Source organism: Paenibacillus sp. GM2 (assembly GCF_900069005.2).
Lineage (GTDB): Bacteria > Bacillota > Bacilli > Paenibacillales > Paenibacillaceae > Fontibacillus.
The window spans coordinates 2361569-2380555 of the sequence record NZ_LN831279.1; the positions used below are offsets into that span (position 1 = coordinate 2361569).

At 48.8% G+C, this 18987-nt stretch carries 18 protein-coding genes; all 18 read right to left on the minus strand.

The window, feature by feature from the left end; translation table 11 throughout:
* Positions 1 to 4 precede the first annotated feature (4 nt).
* Entirely contained in the window at positions 5 to 1210 is a 1206-nt protein-coding gene (locus tag BN1360_RS20370; RefSeq protein WP_068781698.1) for an acetate/propionate family kinase, read from the minus strand.
* A complete protein-coding gene (locus BN1360_RS20375) occupies positions 1207 to 2079 on the minus strand; it encodes a 3-hydroxyacyl-CoA dehydrogenase family protein (RefSeq protein WP_068781699.1) in 873 nt (290 codons plus the stop codon). Before BN1360_RS20375 ends, BN1360_RS20370 begins: the two co-directional genes overlap by 4 nt.
* 136 nt (positions 2080 to 2215) lie before the next feature.
* Positions 2216 to 3718, minus strand: a complete 1503-nt coding sequence (locus tag BN1360_RS20380) for an AAA family ATPase (RefSeq protein WP_068781700.1) — start codon at positions 3716 to 3718, stop codon at positions 2216 to 2218.
* Positions 3711 to 4244, minus strand: a complete 534-nt coding sequence (locus BN1360_RS20385) for a hypothetical protein (protein WP_068781701.1) — start codon at positions 4242 to 4244, stop codon at positions 3711 to 3713. Before BN1360_RS20385 ends, BN1360_RS20380 begins: the two co-directional genes overlap by 8 nt.
* A gap of 272 nt (positions 4245 to 4516) precedes the next feature.
* The gene (locus BN1360_RS20390; RefSeq protein ID WP_068781702.1) at positions 4517 to 5002 is read right to left on the minus strand and encodes a cell wall elongation regulator TseB-like domain-containing protein; all 486 of its coding nucleotides are present in this window, start codon (positions 5000 to 5002) and stop codon (positions 4517 to 4519) included.
* 38 nt (positions 5003 to 5040) lie between these two features.
* Positions 5041 to 6339 carry an amidohydrolase gene (locus BN1360_RS20395; RefSeq protein ID WP_068781703.1) on the minus strand — a complete coding sequence of 433 codons (1299 nt, stop codon included), beginning with the start codon at positions 6337 to 6339 and terminating at the stop codon, positions 5041 to 5043.
* Positions 6329 to 6979, minus strand: coding sequence for a redox-sensing transcriptional repressor Rex (locus tag BN1360_RS20400; protein WP_068781704.1), 651 nt, complete (start codon positions 6977 to 6979; stop codon positions 6329 to 6331). Before BN1360_RS20400 ends, BN1360_RS20395 begins: the two co-directional genes overlap by 11 nt.
* Before the next feature lie 33 nt (positions 6980 to 7012).
* The gene (gene dinG, locus BN1360_RS20405; protein ID WP_068781705.1) at positions 7013 to 9877 is read right to left on the minus strand and encodes an ATP-dependent DNA helicase DinG; all 2865 of its coding nucleotides are present in this window, start codon (positions 9875 to 9877) and stop codon (positions 7013 to 7015) included.
* Between the two features lie 210 nt (positions 9878 to 10087).
* Positions 10088 to 10717 (minus strand): tetratricopeptide repeat protein, encoded by a 630-nt coding sequence (locus BN1360_RS20410; protein WP_068781706.1) that lies wholly within the window; start codon positions 10715 to 10717, stop codon positions 10088 to 10090.
* A gap of 130 nt (positions 10718 to 10847) precedes the next feature.
* Positions 10848 to 11231 (minus strand): aspartate 1-decarboxylase, encoded by a 384-nt coding sequence (panD, locus tag BN1360_RS20415; protein WP_068781707.1) that lies wholly within the window; start codon positions 11229 to 11231, stop codon positions 10848 to 10850.
* Positions 11224 to 12138 (minus strand): pantoate--beta-alanine ligase, encoded by a 915-nt coding sequence (panC, locus tag BN1360_RS20420; RefSeq protein ID WP_068781708.1) that lies wholly within the window; start codon positions 12136 to 12138, stop codon positions 11224 to 11226. Before panC ends, panD begins: the two co-directional genes overlap by 8 nt.
* Complete coding sequence (gene panB / locus BN1360_RS20425) at positions 12135 to 13004, minus strand: 3-methyl-2-oxobutanoate hydroxymethyltransferase (protein ID WP_068781709.1); 870 nt, start codon at positions 13002 to 13004, stop codon at positions 12135 to 12137. Before panB ends, panC begins: the two co-directional genes overlap by 4 nt.
* A 369-nt stretch (positions 13005 to 13373) precedes the next feature.
* Complete coding sequence (locus BN1360_RS20430) at positions 13374 to 14351, minus strand: biotin--[acetyl-CoA-carboxylase] ligase (RefSeq protein ID WP_068781710.1); 978 nt, start codon at positions 14349 to 14351, stop codon at positions 13374 to 13376.
* A 1-nt stretch (position 14352) separates the two neighbouring features.
* On the minus strand, positions 14353 to 15681 hold the full coding sequence (locus tag BN1360_RS20435; protein ID WP_068781711.1) for a CCA tRNA nucleotidyltransferase: 1329 nt from the start codon (positions 15679 to 15681) through the stop codon (positions 14353 to 14355).
* Positions 15682 to 15831: 150 nt separating this feature from the next.
* Positions 15832 to 16989 (minus strand): N-acetyl-alpha-D-glucosaminyl L-malate synthase BshA, encoded by a 1158-nt coding sequence (gene bshA / locus BN1360_RS20440; protein ID WP_068781712.1) that lies wholly within the window; start codon positions 16987 to 16989, stop codon positions 15832 to 15834.
* Between the two features lie 45 nt (positions 16990 to 17034).
* The gene (gene bshB1 / locus BN1360_RS20445) at positions 17035 to 17748 is read right to left on the minus strand and encodes a bacillithiol biosynthesis deacetylase BshB1 (protein ID WP_068781713.1); all 714 of its coding nucleotides are present in this window, start codon (positions 17746 to 17748) and stop codon (positions 17035 to 17037) included.
* Positions 17748 to 18167 (minus strand): methylglyoxal synthase, encoded by a 420-nt coding sequence (gene mgsA / locus BN1360_RS20450; protein WP_068781714.1) that lies wholly within the window; start codon positions 18165 to 18167, stop codon positions 17748 to 17750. The genes bshB1 and mgsA overlap by 1 nt, the downstream gene beginning before the upstream one ends.
* A 13-nt stretch (positions 18168 to 18180) precedes the next feature.
* Positions 18181 to 18987, minus strand: coding sequence for a 4-hydroxy-tetrahydrodipicolinate reductase (gene dapB, locus BN1360_RS20455; protein ID WP_068781715.1), 807 nt, complete (start codon positions 18985 to 18987; stop codon positions 18181 to 18183).

Consider the following 18987-nt stretch of genomic DNA (forward strand, 5'->3'; position numbering starts at 1 on the left):
TAAACTAGTGATTCTCCTGAACGATGCGGTATGTGTCACGCGCGATCATCAATTCCTCGTTGGTCGGGATAACCAATACTTCCACCTTTGAATTTGGCGTAGAAATACGGCGCGGATCGCCGGAGCGTACCTTGTTCAATTCCGGATCAATCTCAACACCGAGGTAAGTCAGGTTCTCACATACCTTCTCTCTGACGACTACAGAGTTTTCCCCTACACCTGCTGTAAATACAATTACATCAACGCCGTTCATCGCTGCGGCATAAGACCCGATATACTTGCGCAGACGGTATTCATACATTTCAAATGCCAATGTTGAATTTGGCTCGCCCTCCGCCATGCCATCCGTAATATCGCGCATATCACTGCTGCTGCCGGAAATCGCCAACAAGCCGCTGTGCTTGTTCAACATGGAGTTAACTTCGCTTAGCGACAGCTCTTCTTTGTTCATAACAAACGTTACGACAGCTGGATCGAGGTCACCGCTGCGAGTTCCCATCATAAGGCCTTCAAGCGGCGTCAAGCCCATAGAAGTGTCCATAGACTTGCCGTCTTTGACAGCTGTTAGGCTCGCGCCGTTGCCGATATGACAAGTGATAATCTTCAGATCTTCGAGCGGACGGTTCAAGTACTCTGCCGCTATCTTGCTTACATAGTCATGAGATGTACCGTGGGCTCCATAACGACGAACCCGATGCTTCTTATATAATACTTTCGGGATCGGGTACAAATATACCTTCTCGTCCATCGTTTGATGGAAAGCTGTATCAAAGGCAACAACCTGAGGAACCCCAGGCATATTTTTCTCCGCTGCGTTAATCCCTAGAATAGCTGGGGGATTATGAAGAGGAGCCAAATCGAACAGACGGCGGATTTCCGATTTCACATCGCCTGTAACAAGCGCAGAGCCTTTGAACGCTTCCCCGCCATGAACGACGCGATGGCCTACGGCTTGAATTTCTTCTACGGAGTTCAGAACACCATGCTCTTTATCAGTCAATTTATCAAGCACCTTACGGATCGCCGTTGTATGCTCGAGGATTTCACTAACTTCAGTAACTTCCTCTTTGCCTGTTGGCTTATGATTCAGAATTGAAGAATCCATGCCAATCCGTTCAACCAGGCCTTTAGCTAATACCGATTCATCGGTCATATCATACAATTGATATTTCAAAGATGAACTACCTGCATTAATTACGAGCAATTTCACACCCGGTCACCATCCTTATCGTATTTGAAAAATCCTTCACCAGTTTTCACACCGAGAGATCCGGCGCGAACCATTTTCTTCAACACGAAGGAAGGGCGATATTTAAGTTCGCCGAATTCACGGAACATGCGCTCAAGAGCAGCCAGGACCGAATCGAGACCAAAGCGGTCGGCCATTTCCAGCGGACCGTATTGGAATTGATAACCGATGCGCATTGCATCATCAATATCCTCAGCCGTAGCTACGCCTTCTCCTAGCACATGCAGCGCTTCATTAATCATCAAGCAGATGATTCGGGAAGTCACGAAGCCAGGGGATTCATAGACCATAATTCCGTGCTTATCAACAACTTCTTCCACGAAGCGTTTTGTCTCTTCGAAGGTGGATTCCGAAGTTTTTAATCCGCGAATAATTTCAACCAGATTTATCTTAGCTACCGGATAGATGAAATGCATACCAATCACGCGTTCCGGATATTTCGTGGAGCCGGCAATTTCAGTCAAGCTGAGTGTGGAAGTATTGCTGGCCAGAATAATATTGCTCGGGCATACCTGATCCAATTGCTTGAATACCTTTTTCTTGGCATCCAAATCCTCCGAAATGGTCTCGATGACCATATCGCAGGTACCGAGTTCGGCAAAATGAGTTACTTTATGAATTTTGGATAAGATCAGTTTCTTCTCCGCCTTGGTGATAGCCCATTTTTCGAGCTGCTTATCAAGGCTCGTCTCAATCATGCCGTAAGCATGGTTCAGCTTGTCGTTCGTTTCTTCAACGAGCAGTACGTCCAGTCCTTTGGCTGCAAGCATCTCGGCAATCCCTTGCCCCATTGTGCCGCCGCCTATGACACCTATCTTTTTGAAATTCATGGTTCTTCCGCTCCATCCTTTCATGATCTTACGTAATATTGTACCCCAGATGTCGAATAATACATCTTTTTATACCCAACATATAATAATATCTTAGCACGAAGAAAAAGTAAAAAAAAATAACCGGCATCAAGTTTTATGCCGGTAAATAACTGATTTCACTAAATTGACATCGGAATTGTTCTCCAGACAGCCGTTCTTCCTTTAAAAGGATTTCCAAGGCATTGTCGAATATCGCCGAGTGGTCGGTTAGAATTTGCTTGGATTTGGCAGCAAGCTCATCCAGTATTCTGGAATTCTCTCTCATGAGCACTTCCTTCGTCACCATATCCATATTCATAATTCCCAAAGAGGTAAGGCCGGAGGTCATCATCGTCTGAACAATGTTCAAGGCCTGCTCAAAGTCATTGCTTGAACCCGTGCTTCGTCCTCCGTAATAGATTTCCTCCGCCGCCGCTCCCGCCAGAGCGACGATAATCTGTCCTTCAAGATAATCTTTGGTATATAAATATTTCTCGTCTTGCGGATTATGCCGAACATAGCCAAGCGCCCGGCCGCGCGGACTTAACACGACTTGATTGACGCTGCCTGGCGAGACAACCTCGGCAGCAACGGCATGCCCAAGCTCGTGCACAGCAACCCGCCGCTTTTCCTCCACGGTTGACTCGCGATCCGTCTTCTCCCCAAGCATGACCTTATCGATCGCTAACGACAGGTGCAGTTGTGTGATCAGGTCCTCGGAATCACGCATCGCATAGATCGCCGCTTCGTTCATCACGCTCTCCAATTGCGCGCCCGAGAAGCCAAATGTCTCCTCAGCCACCTTCTCCAGATCGACATGGTCGGCCAGCGGCTTATTCTGGGCATGGAGCTGAAGAATATGCACCCGTCCTCTTTTGTCAGGCAGATCGACTTGAATATGACGATCAAAGCGGCCCGGGCGCACCAGGGCACTGTCGAGCATCTCTTTGCGGTTGGTAGCCGCCATTAACAGAATACGAGGTGTATCCGAAGTATAGATCCCATCCATCTCCGTCAGCAGTTGGTTCAATGTCTGATCGTATTCACGCTGCTGTCCACCCTCGCGCTTACCGCCGATCACATCAATCTCATCGATAAAGATCACGGCGCTTTCTTTATTTTCCTTCGCGGCACGGGTGCGCGCATCCTTAAATAAATCGCGGATTCGGCTTGCCCCAACCCCGACATACATTTCAACAAATTCACTGCCGGAAGCAGCCACAAATACGGAATTCGTGTATTGAGCAGCGGCTTTGGCCAGCAGCGTCTTCCCGGTTCCTGGCGGCCCTGTAAGCAGGATACCTTTGATGGGCCGAATGCCAAATTTCGTTATTTCCTCATAACGAACCATAAAATCAAGCGCCTCGATCAATTCTTGCTTGGCGCTCTCCTGGCCACCGATCTCTGCGAACGTCAGCTTTGCCGGTCCATCCTTTCTGCGTCTGCGATCTTGTGCCGCGCCTACAGCAATCCCACCGCGCATTTTAGCCAGAACGAACAAACCGCCAACGATCAGGCCGATGAACACTACAGGCAATATATTAACGCCGATAAACGCTAGAAAGATAAGCAGTACGGGAACCACACCAATGATAATTTCCGTTATTCTCTTACGCATTTGGCCATGCCCCCATTCGCTCCGGAACGCGAGGCAGGATTATAAATTTGCTGGCTTTGCCGTCAGTAAGCGTAATATACACATTCTTATCATCCATCTCAGCCTTCGCTGTAATCGATTTATTTTGCTGCTGAAGTTGATCAAGCGCTGCATGAATATCGGTATATTGCTTGTTCTCCATCGCTTGGGCAATCGGGAACAAAACCTTGTTCCATGCTCTGTTCAGATCACGATTCGATTGATCTTTAATCTCAAATGACAACTTACGCTGCCCTACCCATTTCTTGCCATCCTCTTGAATATACTTGACCAGCTCGCCCAGGTCAGTGCCGGGCTTAAGGTCCAGCTTCAAGGCTACTTGCTGCCGGTTTATATTGGATTCGACGCTGTTCACGCCGTCAAATTGCTTCACGGTCTTCTCGAACGGGCTCTCTACCACCCAATGCTGATAAGAATACCAGCCGCCAAACAATAGCAGTGCGGAAACCGCAACACTAGCTGCGATCGTTCCAATTCGCAGTTTCACGAGATGTCCCCCTTCAATATGATATATAAATAGTATATATTTTAATCTATCAAAACAACTGAATTTAGTATATCACATCTTATACAAGAGAAGAAAGCGAAGTGTGAACACTCTTTTAAATCTAAGATATTAAATGTTTCCATATCCCTGGCTACTCTCCTCTTTTATAAAAAAAACAAGCCCTGTTCAAAAGAGAAACAAAGCGTATCATCGCATATTCATGCTGCGATTTCGCTTTTCTTTTGGAACAGGACTTGCTATCTGTCTTACTTCTAACGATTTGGCAATGTGAACATTTCTGATAGAGACTCCCCATTGCTGAAGCTATAGAAACGGTAATAGTAATGTGAGTGATCTTTATAGAACAATTGCCATACATATTGATTGTTATATATACCCGGAGTCAGTCTGACAATATTGATTCCAGGCAGCTGATCTTGAATAATCTTGCGAATCTGCGGCTCGGATACCCCTTCGGACAAGGGCTTCTCTACGGCCGCTTTCCCTTCGGGCAACCAGACCATGACCTCAACGCCATCCGCATTTTTACCTTGAACGACCCAGCACACCTCATCCCAGACCGACTTCCATACCTTGTCCGATTCAACAAGCCCGGTCTCTTGTCTGGCCTGTGCAACCGCCGCATTCTCTCCCTGCCATATATCCTCTTGAATATATAAATAAAAGCGGTAAAGGCCAAAGAAGATGATCAGCAGGATCACAATGGAGAGCAGAATCCATTTGGTTCTATTCTTCAACCTTCTCTTCCTTCCCAGTTAGAGTTCGAGTTCCTGCCTTACCGGCCGAGAAGTCCTTCAAAGGCCGTTTGCGCCTCATAACGAATGCGCTCCTCATCCAGCGTCAGACATTGGCCATGACGGACAATCTGCTTGCCATCGACCCATACATGCTCTACATCCTTGGGACCTGCTGAATAGACGATATGAGAGATATAATCAGTCCGCGGCAAGAAGTGAGCCTGGTCGGTATTTACGGCGATCATATCGGCCTTCATTCCGGCTGCCAACTTGCCGGTATTGTCCAGGTAGAGCGATTTTGCCCCATACTCTGTTCCCATGCGTAGAGCTTCAAGGGCAGGTACTGCTGTTGGATCGCCGGATACTCCTTTATGAATCAGAGCAGCCAGTCTGATCTCCTCGAACATGTCGAGATTGTTGTTGCTCGCAGGGCCATCTGTCCCCAGCGACACCGTAACGCCTGCTTTCAGCAGCTCCGGCACCCGTGCTACCCCGCTAGCCAGCTTAAGGTTGCTGCCCGGGTTGTGGGAGATAGCCACCTTATGAGCGGCAAGGATCTCAATCTCCTCGCCGGTCAGGTGTACCGCATGAGCGACCAAAGATGGACGAGAGAAAAAGCCCAGGTTAAGCAGATGTTGAACAGGACGTACGCCGTACTGATCCACATTTTGCTGGACCTCCGCTTGTGTCTCGGACATATGCGTGTGTAACGGCAAATCAAGATCATGCGCTGCCTGTACAAACTTCTCAATATAATCCGGCGGGCATGTGTACGGCGCATGCGGCGACATCATTGTTGTAATCCGCCCTTCGGCCTTGCCATGCCAATCGCGAGCGATGCGAATCGCTTCGGCCAGCTTCTGATCCTGTAGTTCAGGTGGGCAGAGGCCGATAACACCGCGCGTTAGAACACCGCGGATACCCGATTCCTCCACGACCTTTCCGACTTGATCCATATGATCATACATATCCAAGAAGGTCGTGGTTCCACCTTTGACCATTTCCAGGACGGATAAAGAAGCACCCCAATAGACATTCTCAGGAGTGAATTTTGCCTCCATCGGCCACATCTTCTGCTCTAGCCATTCTTGAAGAACCATATCGTCTCCAAAACCACGCAGCAATGACATCGCCGTATGCCCGTGTGAATTGACGAGGCCCGGCATGAAAAGCAGGCCTTTGCCATCAAAAGTCTCCGCACCTTCTACGCCTTCCGGGCGCTCTTCGCCGATATAAGAGATCGTATCTCCTTCGATCAGCATATACCCGTGGACGATCGGATTTTTCTCGTCCAGCACTGCAAATGTGCCATTCTTAATCAACCATTTACGACTCATCTTCCGGTAATTCCTTTCCGCTCTGCAAATAATAAGCAAGACTAATAAGGTCTGTTGTGAAATCTGCCGCATGGATACGCACGTCAGAAGGAACCTTAATAATTGTAGGCGCAAAGTTGAGGATCGCCCCTATACCTGCGGCAACAAGCTGGTCAGCAACGCGCTGCGCTTCCACATCAGGCACCGTAATAATCCCGATCTGAATATGCTTGTCTCTAACCGTCTGCTCCAACTCCTCGATCGGCTGAATCGTAATATCTTTGATCTTCTTGCCGATCTTGTCCGGGTTGGCGTCAAAAACTGCGATAATCCGCATATTGTCCTTCACATAGGTATTGTAATTGGACAAGGCTTGCCCCAGATTACCGGCTCCGACGAGAGCCACATTAATCTGCTGGTCCAAATTCAGAATTTGCCGTATTTTCTCGATCAAGTATGAGACGTCATACCCGATCCCCTTCCGACCAAAATCGCCGAAATAAGCGAGATCTTTGCGGATTTGAGCTGGATTTAGATCCAGCTTCTGTCCGAGCTCCTGGGAAGAAACCGTCAAGACCTCGCGATGGCTTAATTCATTAAGAAACCGCAAGTATACAGGCAATCTGCGTACAACCGCATCTGAAATTTTTTCTGATTTCATATATTTTCCCCCTACAGGCGCATTTCGAAGAAATTACGACTCTTCGTCATCGTTTAACCACTCCGAGATCCGTGGGACCATCTGCGATAATGTCATATGTTCCATCTTCGGTCCCGGTAAAGAATACAAAAAGTATTTGCCATAATAAGATTCCAAGATGCGTGTATCATATACAACGACAATTCCTCGATCCGCGGAAGACCGGACCAGACGCCCGAAGCCTTGCTTGAAGCGAATGACCGCCTGAGGCACCGACAGCTTCATGAATGGGTTCTTCTTCTCTCTCTGAAGCCGCTCGCTCTTAGCCTCAACCAGCGGATGATTCGGCGGCTGGAACGGCAGGCGAACAATCGCCAGGCTCGTTAACGCTTCCCCAGGAATGTCTACGCCTTCCCAGAAGCTGCTCGTCCCGAGCAGTACCGAAGCTTGCTGCCCTTGGAAACGACGGGTCAGCTTCGTTCTGCTGCCACTATCCATCCCCTGTCCAATAACAATGATGCCTTCATCAGACAGCAGCTCTTTTAACGGGTCATAGACTTGTCGCAGCATCCGATAAGATGTGAAAAGAACAAGCATCCGCCCCTTGGTAGCAATGGCGGTATCGGCTAAAGAACGCACCAGCGTCTGAATAAAATAATTATCGCCTACACTGCCCTTAACGCTCGGGAAGTCCCGCGGTATAAGCACCAAGGCTTGCTCCCGATAATTGAAGGGAGAAGGCAGCATTGCGGTCATCAAGCGGTCTGTATTAGCTGCTTCCTGAAGACCGAGCTGTTCAATCACATATTGAAACGATTTATCAACGGTCAAAGTCGCCGATGTCATCACTACACTCTTCTTCTTGTCGAAGAAATAGGCCTTTAATTGAGCGCTGACATCAATCGGTACGGCAAAGATCTGCAATGAACGATTGCGGTAGTTCCCATTAGCTTCAAGCCAGTATACCGTATTCTCATCCTCCAGCTTCATAAAGAAACGAAGCGTCTCACGTTCATTAGTCAAATCCTTGAGCAGTCCGCTGATATCCGTAATCAGGCTTTCTGCACCGTAATCATCCTGTTCCTCGCGAATTTCGGCTACCATCCGCTCCCCTTTGCGGAGAATATCCCCCAAGGTAATGTAGATCGAGTTCTCTAATGTAGTCAGAGCATCCCAGGCTTTGGGCTTCTTATCGGGTAAAAGTCGGGTTACGAACTGCCCCGGATCTCCAGGGGCGGCATCGGAACGCTCTGGTATTAAAGCGAACAACAATTCGCTCAGTTTGTCCCAATTCTCCTTCACCTCGATCAATGACGGATACATCTCGTCTATGACCGTCATCCATTTCATCGCCGCTTCTGCCCCGGTTTGCTGAAGCATGAAGTGCAAGGATGGAAGCTGCCCCGTCTTGCTGTCTTTGAACAACCGGGTCAAAGTATGGATAACTGTAAAATATTTAAGCTGCAAGCCGAGATGCTTGCCGGCCACATCCTCAAGATGATGGGCTTCATCGATGACCAGACGATCGTAGCCCGACAGAAGTTGATGTCCGGCTTGAATATCGGTGAACAACTTGGAGTGATTCGTTATGACGACATCGGCTACCCCCGCTTCATGCTTGGCACGGTGATAGAAGCATTTGCGGAACCAAGGGCAGGAACGTCCAAGACATGAATCGGACTCACTGGCCACGGTTTCCCAGAAATCGCCCCCGCGATTTCCCAGATTCAGCTCCTCATCATCCCCGGTTTCCGTCTGAGCGAGCCACACGATCATTTGTGCGGCCGTCATCACCTCTTCTTTTGGGGTTGTGAAATCTCTTCTATTTATTTTATGTTCAAATTTGCGCAAACACAAATAATGCTGCCTTCCCTTGAAGATAGCGGCCTTGAACGGAAATGGCACGACCTCCGTTAACAACGGAAGATCCCGCTCCCGGAGCTGCTCCTGCAAGTTAATGGTATGAGTGCTGATCATGACCTTCTCATCCTGCTTCACACTATGGTAAATGGCAGGCAGGAGGTATCCGAGCGACTTCCCGGTACCTGTACCAGCTTCAATCAAGAGATGCTTGTCCTCGGCAAAGGCCTGCATCACCTGATCCAGCATCATGGTCTGGGCTTCTCGCTCTTCATATTCAGGCAATTTCAGCTGCAGTTGTTCCCGAACCTGCTCCATGAACTGTTCATAGGACACATCTTTGAGCGGATTCACCAGCATATGATCCCGAGCCGGCTCAATATCCATCCAGTCATCAACCTGGAGGGCAAACTGCCGATAATACGTGAACCCTTCCGGATTAACGCCAAGCTCCTTCTGCTGCTTCTCCTGAAGCATCGCATCAAAGAACCAGGCCAGATCGCTGTCCTCGTTGTCGAACAGATCAGACAGCCGCTGCAGCGTCAGCAGAGGCAGCTGCTCGATCTCATCCAGACATTTGAGAAAGATCAGAGCCGTTGCAAGCGCATCGCTATCTGCCTGATGAGGCCGATCATGCTGCACATTGAATTCCTGCGACACCATACCTAGCTGATAGGTGGATAGCGAAGGAAAGAATATTTTCAGAAAGTCCATCGTATCGAGAATGCGTCCGGAAAAAGGCAAATATCCCGTCTTATCGAGAGCGCTCTGTAAATAATTGAAGTCAAAAGCTACATTATGTCCAACCAGAACTGCATCATCGAGTAATGGAACCATCTCCATCATAACCTCGTCCAACCCGGGCGCATCTTTGATATCTTCTTCCGTAATTCCGGTCAAGCCTGTAATAAATGGAGGTATCGGGATTCCCGGATTTACATAAGAGCGATAAACTTGTGAAATTGTCAAATCATGGTCTATAATGGCCAGCCCTGCCTGAATAATCTCATCCGAGGACTGATTGCCTGTAGTTTCAAAATCAAGTACCGCGTATTTCATTTTCTCGTTCCAAAGTCCCTTCCATCCAGTCTCATAAACAGCATAACAGAATATAGCCATTTTGAAAATTAACTGACATTTTAAATAAAAGACAAGAAAACTTTGAACGAGGTCCGTTTAAGGTTCAAAAACAAAGCGATGCCTCGGCATATGTCGAGTGCATCGCTGACAATAAAACGCTGATAAGCTCGGCTCGATTCATTCTGTACGTTACATTAAGGGAGACAGTTCATCTCCAAATTTCAGCTTCCCTGTACTGCTGTCGCAGGCCTGCAGGTTCATCAACGGTTCAGGAAGCGTCGGATCGCTCCGATGAGCGAGAGCGAAGTATTCCTTCGCCTTTGCGCGCTTCCCCCGCTGAGCCTCGATACAGCCTAGCGCATTATAAATAATGGAACGAAGCCGATTGCTGGTCGTCTTCTCCAGCACGGCAATAAAATGTGAAGAAGCTTCGGATAATTGCTGCAAATGCAGATGACACATCGCTAAATAAGTTCGGCCAACCAGACCATCCGGATAATCATGCACCACGTTCTGGAATTGTTCGAGTGCATTTGAGAACATCAGGAGCTTATAGTAGCCTTCCCCTTTCTCATAAGCATCGCACTTCATTTCAGGAAGAACAAAGCCTGCAGGCTCAGTTTCACTCCAGCTTTGCCTGACCGCTCCCATCTTCTCTTCAAAATTCAGCCATTCTTCAATAATTTCGTCACTCATGTGCTTGAGGAGATTCCATTTATGCGTGAGTTCCTGCTTCTGTGTTCCTTCGGCCATCGGATAAAATTTTGAGATCTCATCCAACATTTCGTTCATTTCCGCAAACATATGTTGAAACATCATCCGCATCCCACCCCTTAAAAAATGAAATCAGTGCGAGCCTTAAGTTCATTTTTTGTTTCGGGGGGACTTTTCATTCCCGCAGGCATTAATTGCATACCCATACTCAGGAATCAGGCTAAGCGCCGCCGGATTAACGAACGGTTGAATGCAGCTCTTTGGATGCCGTCTCCACGGGTTTATTATCTTCTCCGACAAATACGACCGTCGGCTTGTAGCTCTTGATTTCTTCATCCGACATTTGGGCGTAAGAAATAATAATTACGGTATCCCCTGGCTGAACTAATCTGGCTGCCGCTCCATTAAGGCAAATGACTCCGCTGCCTCTCGGCCCTGGAATGACATAAGTCTCCAGCCTGGCCCCATTGTTATTGTTGACGATTTGCACCTTCTCGTTCTCCAGCAGGTCGGCGGTTTCCATCAAATCTTCATCAATGGTAATACTCCCAATGTAATTCAGATTTGCTTCGGTAACCGTTGCACGGTGAATTTTGGACTTCATCATCGTTCTATACACGGATAGCCTCCCCCTTTCCCGTTAGCAATACATTATCAATCAGTCTTGTCGTGCCGAATTTAACGGCTACAGCGACTAGAATCGCGCCGTGCGCCTTCAGTTCACTGTGGAGGGAGTTCGTCTCCTGAAGCGCAGTTAAGCCTGGAAAGGCGGCGATCTCTACATAATCGATCTCTGCCAAAGGTTCACTGTCAATCTTCTGCAAAAGCTGCTGGCGTGCTTCCAGCACGGTTATCGCTTGATCACTGTATACCTCTTCCTCCAACTGCTTCAAACTGCTGGACAGAATTAGCGCTGCCTCGCGTTCCTCAACACTTAGGTATACATTCCGAGAGCTTAATGCCAAACCATCGTGCTCACGAACGATTGGACAGGGAACGATCTCAACCTCGAAATTGAGGTCCTTGACCATTTGTGCGACAACAGCGACCTGCTGGGCGTCCTTCTGACCGAAATAAGCACGGTTTGGCACAACGATATGAAACAGCTTGCTAACCACCGTCGTTACCCCATCAAAATGACCAGGGCGGGTTGCTCCGCATAAGCTCGAGGTCAGCTCCGCAACAGCGACCTTCGTCTTCGTTGGCTGTGGATACATTTCTTCCACACCTGGCATAAATACGGCATCGACGCGCTCGTGTTCAGCCAAGGCCAGATCGCGCTCTGCATCCCGCGGATAACGATCCAGATCCTCATTTGGGCCAAATTGAATCGGATTAACGAAAATGCTCAGTACAACCAAATCGTTCTCCGCCCTTGCTCTCCTCAACAGGCTGGCGTGGCCTTCGTGCAAATACCCCATCGTGGGGACCAGTCCAATTTGTAGTTCCTTGCCATCCCTATCGGCGGTATTTCGCCCGAATTTCAGAAATTCCTTTAGCTCAGATATCGCTGTGAAGACTTTCATGAATGAGTTTCCGCCTTTCCTTTACCATACAGATTATCCAATACTCCCTCTTCAGCGGTAAATACATGCTCCTCTGCAGGGAACTGCCGCATCTTAACCTCTTGCACATAAGCGGAGATGCCCGTGCGGATTTGCTCTCCGATATCTCCGAAGGTTTTAACAAACCGTTTGTTGCGGTAGTTCGAAGTATATTTTAGTACATCGTGATAGACAAGCACCTGACCGTCACATCCGCGGCCAGCACCAATTCCAATAGTAGGAATAGACAACTCGGACGAGATATAAGCTGCGACCTCTTCCGTCACAAGCTCCAGCACGATGCCAAATGCACCTGCTTGCTCCAATGCTCTGGCATCTTCAAGCAGACGCTTCGCATCAGCTTCATCCTTGCCTTGAATCCGGTATCCACCGATTTGATTGACAGATTGCGGCGTAAGTCCGATATGGCCCAGCACCGGAACACCAGCCTGAACGATTCGCTCCACCGTATCGGTGATCTCCGCCCCGCCCTCCATCTTGACGGCTTGGGCATGGCCCTCCTGCATAAGCCGGCTTACCCCGCGCATCGTCTCATCGATGCTTCCGTGATATGTCATAAACGGCATGTCGGTCACGATGAACGTATTCCTGGCTCCCCTCGCCACTGAACGGGAATGGTATACCATATCATCCAGTGTAACGGGAATCGTCGTGTCATAACCCAGCACAACATTGCCAAGCGAATCCCCGACCAAAATAATATCAACCCCGGCTTCTTCAGCGAGCACCGCTGAAGGATAGTCATAAGCCGTGATCATAGAGATCGGGTCGCCCTCCTGCTTCATCCGTTTCATTTTCACAATGTTCAACATTTGTTTTCCAGCCATAATCCTATCTCCTCCTGGTTTGTCGTTTTCGATGCGGTATCTCGAACACAACAAAAAAACCTTTTAGTTACGCACTAAAAAGGTCCGAATCCAAAGAAGAGTCACTTTCGATCGTCCCTTCTGTCTCGGTCCTCTTCGGCTCAGAGCAGAATCCAACGCATACTGACGTTATATTCATTTGTAGAGCTAACACGCACTAATGCTACATGCCCATAGCTTGTGTAACAAGCTATTCGTTGATGAATACTTAAATCTGCTAAATCGCCATGCTATACCGCTCGAAAAGAGTGCAGTTCGATAAACTCGATACCGCCTCCTGCGAACAGTATAACAAATTATTTTTTATCAATAAAGAGGTTAGTTCAACCTCTATATCCTGCCCAACTGAATTTCCCCGGAATAGATCGTTCGCTCCTGCCCATGCTGATCGGTGATTAGCAAAGCGCCTGACGAGTCCAAACCTGTAGCAACCCCGCTGCTCTCTCCCTGCGGTGTTCGGATCTGCACCTGACGACCGATCGTTACGGATAAGGCTTCCCATAAATGACCGATCGGAGCAAAGCCTTCCTCATTATACAAATGGTATAACTGCTCCAGTTCATACAGTATTTCCGCGATCAGAAGAGCACGGTCTTGCTTGCTGTCGCTCTCGATTCGAAGCGAAGTCGCAACGGAGCGAAGCTCTTCCGGTATATCCTCCAACTGCAGATTAACATCGATGCCAATTCCGACGATACAATATTTGAGCAGCTCGTCCTCGCTAATCGATTCAACCAGAATCCCGCACAGCTTCCGGCCTTCAATAAGCAGATCATTGGGCCACTTGATGCCAACGTCAACCCCGCTGACCTTGCGCAAGGCGCGGCATACAGCCACAGCTGTCAATAGCGTAAGCTGAGCTGCAAAGGAGATCGGCTGACGAGGCTTCAGCAATAAACTCATCCAAATCCCCTTGCCGGACGGAGAGTACCACTTCCGCCCTTGCCTTCCCCGCCCTACGGTCTGCTCTTCAGCAATCACCAGCGTTCCTTCGGCTACACCCTGCTCGGCCAAGGCCCTGACTTCATCCTGCGTCGTCTTAACGACATCCATAACATGAATTTGGCGTCCAAATGTTACAGTCTGCAATCTCGACAGTACATCTTCTTTTTGGATTCGTTCTGGTGAATGAACCAGACGATATCCCTTGCGCGAGACCGCCTCAAATTCATAGCCGTCCTGTCGCAGCTTATTTATCTGCTTCCAGACCGCTGTTCTGCTGATCGACAGGCGCCGGCTTAGCTCTTCGCCTGATATATATTGTCCCGGGTGATCCAGCAGCATTTGCAATAAGCGATTAGATTCCATCTCAATTCACCACGTCTTTCACATGCTTCAGCAAGACTTCACGGTCGTTGACCATTTCGCCCATAGCTACGGACTCCAGCATTTGCTTCATTAACTGTCCAAGCCAGGGTCCTCCCTTGTTACCAGTACACTGTATCACATCACTTCCAGCTATCGCCAGATCACGCAGCTCGTATACGGTCATGCCTTCATGCCACTCTCTGGCTTGATCTAGCAGCCGGTTCAAGATGTCTAGCTCAGCAGGCCGCTTCCATTCAGGAACAGGATAGCTGGCTTGGGCAACCTCTTGCAACAGCGCCTGATGACATTCCAGCCAGTTAACCACCGTCTCGCTGCCATATGCAAGCTCCAACATAATCCAGGCGCGTCTTAATTCCTTTATATCTTGCTGATCCGCCGGAGATAGAGCAAACCGACGATCCAGCCATTGTTCATCGAAGCTGATCAGTTTGGTCGTCCGCTCCACGATCCGGTTAGAAAACGTCCACTGCCGCATCAACCCTTCTGCTTTTTCCGCATGGATATTAAGTCCTCTTAACAGCAAATACAGTCGCTTCACCTGACCGGACACCAACGGATGCTCCATTGCTCTTATATAGCTCTCCCGAAATGGCCCGCGAGCAGACACCGGATATTTCACTTCATTAATCACACCGCTTCGCTGAATCAGAGCCAGTCCGCGCAATGGACGCGGCCCTTCTATAACCCGCTCGAATTCCGCCCGAATTCGTTCCATGGCGACGAAGGACAACCTGCCTCTTCCGGCTATAAGGGCTCTCCATAAGCTCTTTACTGGCCTGAAACCAAATACAGAGGCAAAGCGAATCGCCCTCATCATTCGTAAAGCGTCCTCTTCGAATCGCTCCCCTGCCTGACCCACACAGCGAATCAAGCCAGCCGCGATATCCTCCCGTCCGCCAAATGGATCAATCAGTCGCCCATCCAGGCCAGACGCCATTGCATTCATCGTGAAATCGCGTCTTTGCAAATCTTCTATGATCGCATCGACAAATTCGACCCGAGAAGGCCGACGATGATCCTCATATTCCGATTCTTTGCGGAAGGTTGTTACTTCAAATGAATAATCGCCCATGAGCACCATCACAGTTCCATGCTGGATCCCCGTTGGCACCGTACGGTCAAAGAGTTCGATAACCTGCTCCGGTCTAGCCGAAGTAGCGATATCCATATCATGAACCTCGCGGCCCATTATTTCGTCACGCACGCATCCTCCAACAAAATAGGCTTCAAAATTATGCGCGACCAGTGTTTGTAACACCGCTTCCCCCTGACGATACATCAGGGGGTCTACCTGTTTCCATGATTCCATTCTATTATAAGCCTCCATGCTAATTAATCGATGAGAGGTTGTTCAAAAAGTCCGCTTTCGATAAGAAAACCGATCGGAGTCAATTCAAAAATGAAAACCGCGATTCAAAGCATTACCCGGCATCATCCAATGGACAAGCCGCAGAGATGATCAGCTCACCGATGTAAGGCCAGGCACTTCGCGATTCAGCACACGATAATAAATAGCTTCATAAATAGCGGTAATGCGGTCGCTGCTGAAATCATTTTTCGCGCGATCCAGGCAAGCCTGCTTCATCTGCTCCGCCAGCTTGGCATCGGAGAGCAGCGAGACACAATATTCGGCCATTTGCTCCGTGTCGCCAATAGGGGCGAGGAATCCGCTTTCTCCATGCGTAACAAGTTCAGGGATCCCCCCGGCTACCGATCCGACTGTAGGCACACCGCAGGCCATCGCCTCCAAGGCGACGAGCCCAAAGCTCTCCTTCTCCGATGGCAGCAGCAAAACATCAGCCATCGAGATAACCTGAGCGATATCATCCTGTTTGCCAAGAAAGTGCACCTTGTCACTAAGGCCCATCTCCTTGATCTTGCATTGAATCTTCGGCAAGTCAGGACCTTCGCCGACAAGCAGCAGCTTGGCAGGGATCTTTCTGGTGACCTTCTCGAAGATATCGATTACATCGCTGACCCGCTTGACGGGACGGAAGTTGGAAATATGCATGAGCACTTTCTCTTCAGAAGCGGCAAAGTCATCGCGGCACTCCAGACAAGGTCTAGGATAATACACGCGTTCATCTACGAAATTGTACGCCAAATCGATATCTCTTGTGATATCAAGAACCTCGCGGGTCTCCTTGATTAAATCCCGCGATACGGAAGTAACTGCATCGCTCTCATTAATAGCAAGTCGGATCAGATCCTTAAGCGATTCATCTTGAGCGAGCACAGTGATATCCGTTCCATGCAGCGTCGTAACTACCTTCAATTGCTCCCCAACCATCTGTTTGGCCAGAAAGGCGCACACGGCATGCGGCATTGCATAGTGTACATGCAATATATCAAGATTCTCCGTCTTGGCAACCTGGGCCATCTTCGTAGCCAGGGACAGATCGTAAGGCGGGTAGCGGAACACATAATAGTCGCTGACTTCGATCTCATGATAAATAATGTTCTTATGGAAACTTCCCAGTCTGAAAGGTACTCCGTGACAAATGAAATGAACTTCATGTCCCTTCTCTGCCAAGAGTTTACCGAGTTCGGTCGCAACAACCCCCGAACCTCCCAGTGAAGGATAACATGTAATACCAATTTTTAGATGCTGGTTCATTGGCGGGGGCCTCCTTATAATTTAGTCGGTGTGTTCCTGTATAATTTATGAACTCCGAGTTCCAAATAGATTAACAATATACGGAGTCTTGACCGCAAACCCCTCAGCATAAGGAATAAGCTTACGCTGGCCAATCAATGAATCCCGGGCCTTCACCCGCTCAACATAACCTTGATTCAGCGGCGTAAGCGCGATCTCTTCCTCCCGCGGCTCCGTACCGAACTGTGAACGGTAGCAACCCAGGGCTTGCACTTTCAATGTATAATTATCCGTCACATCTACGAGCAAATCGGGAGCTCTCCAATCGTTAATGAAATAGAAGTAGAGCTCCGGTACAGCTACCGCAGGCTTGTCCGGCATATAACGCCGCAGTTTGCTATTAAATGCCGCATCCTCCACAAGCTTGCTGCAAGCGATATGATCCGGATGGCGATCTTCCCAATAGGGCGCAAAAATGATGGACGGCCGATATTCGCGGATTACCGACGTTATCGCCGCAATCTGTTCCGCAGAGCCGTTCAAGCCACGATCGGGCAGTCCGAGATTCAGGCGCACCGTGACCCCGAGTAGCTGGGCAGCCGCAGCAGCCTCCTGCTTGCGAAGGACGACATTACCGTTCGAGGATAGCTCCGCTTCCGTCAAATCGCAGAGGCCAACTTTGTATCCGGCAGCCACTTGCTTGGCAATGGTACCGGCCATTCCTATCTCTGCATCATCTGCATGAGCGCCAAAAATTAATATATCAAGCGGTTCACTCATTATTTTAACTCCGGTTTGAGGAGTTCAACCAATTCACGCCAAGCAAAATCACCGCGATCCAAGGCGCGAACCAGAATTTCTGCCGAAGCCATATTCGTAGCAACCGGAATACCATGCACATCACAAAGGCGAAGCAGCGCTGTAATATCAGGTTCATGCGGCTGGGCCATCAATGGATCGCGCAAGAAAATGACAAGATCCATTTCATTCTGGGCAATCAGCGCCCCGATCTGTTGATCGCCGCCGAGTGGGCCCGACAAGAAACGGTGAATATTCAGATTGGTAGATTCCATAATTCGTTGTCCCGTTGTCCCTGTTGAATACAGATTTTTACCTTGAAATACATGCTCGTAAGCTACTGCAAAATTGACGATGTCTTCTTTCTTTCTGTCATGAGCTATAAATGCGATGTTAAGCATCCTGTGTCATCTCCTACTCTTCCATAAAATGTTCAAAACCGTAAATCATCCCTTTACAGTTCAAAACCTTCTTCACTGCTATATTAACACCAGGCATGTATCCTGCGCGATCATAAGAATCATGGCGAATTTTCAAAGTTTGGCCAAAATCCCCGAATACGACCTCTTCTTGCGCAAAAATGCCCGGAAGTCGAACGCTATGAATGCGGAAGCCATTATAATAGCCGCCACGCACCCCTTCAATGGTCTCCTCTTCATTCGGATTGCCCTGTCTATGTTCTTTTCGGTTCATCGAGATCAATTCGGCCGTCTTGATTGCTGTGCCGGAAGGCGCATCGAGCTTTTGATCCCCGTGATATTCGATAATCTCCACATTTGGAAAATATTTAGCCGCTTCGGCCGCAAATTTCATCAGCAGAATAGCGCCGACGGAAAAATTGGGAGCGATGAGCCCGCCTAGCCCTTTATCATGGCATAGCTTGTCCAGATGCTCGATCTGCTCCGGTGTAAAACCGGTCGTACCGGTCACCGGAGACACGCCAAGTCTGATTGCCAATTCCGTATTGGCATAAGCGGATTGCGGTGTCGTAAAATCTACCATAACCTGCGGCTTGCTCTCCAGCAGAGCGAGCTCTAGATCAGAGGTAATTGCCACTCCACACTGCGGCTTGCCAACAAATGTTCCTGCGTCCAATCCTTCTTCTGACGGACTTACGGCAGCTACTAATTGAAGCTCTGGATCCTCAAGCACCATCTTAACGACTTCTTTACCCATTTTGCCAGTTGCACCGACAACGGCTACTCTAATTTGTTCCCCCAT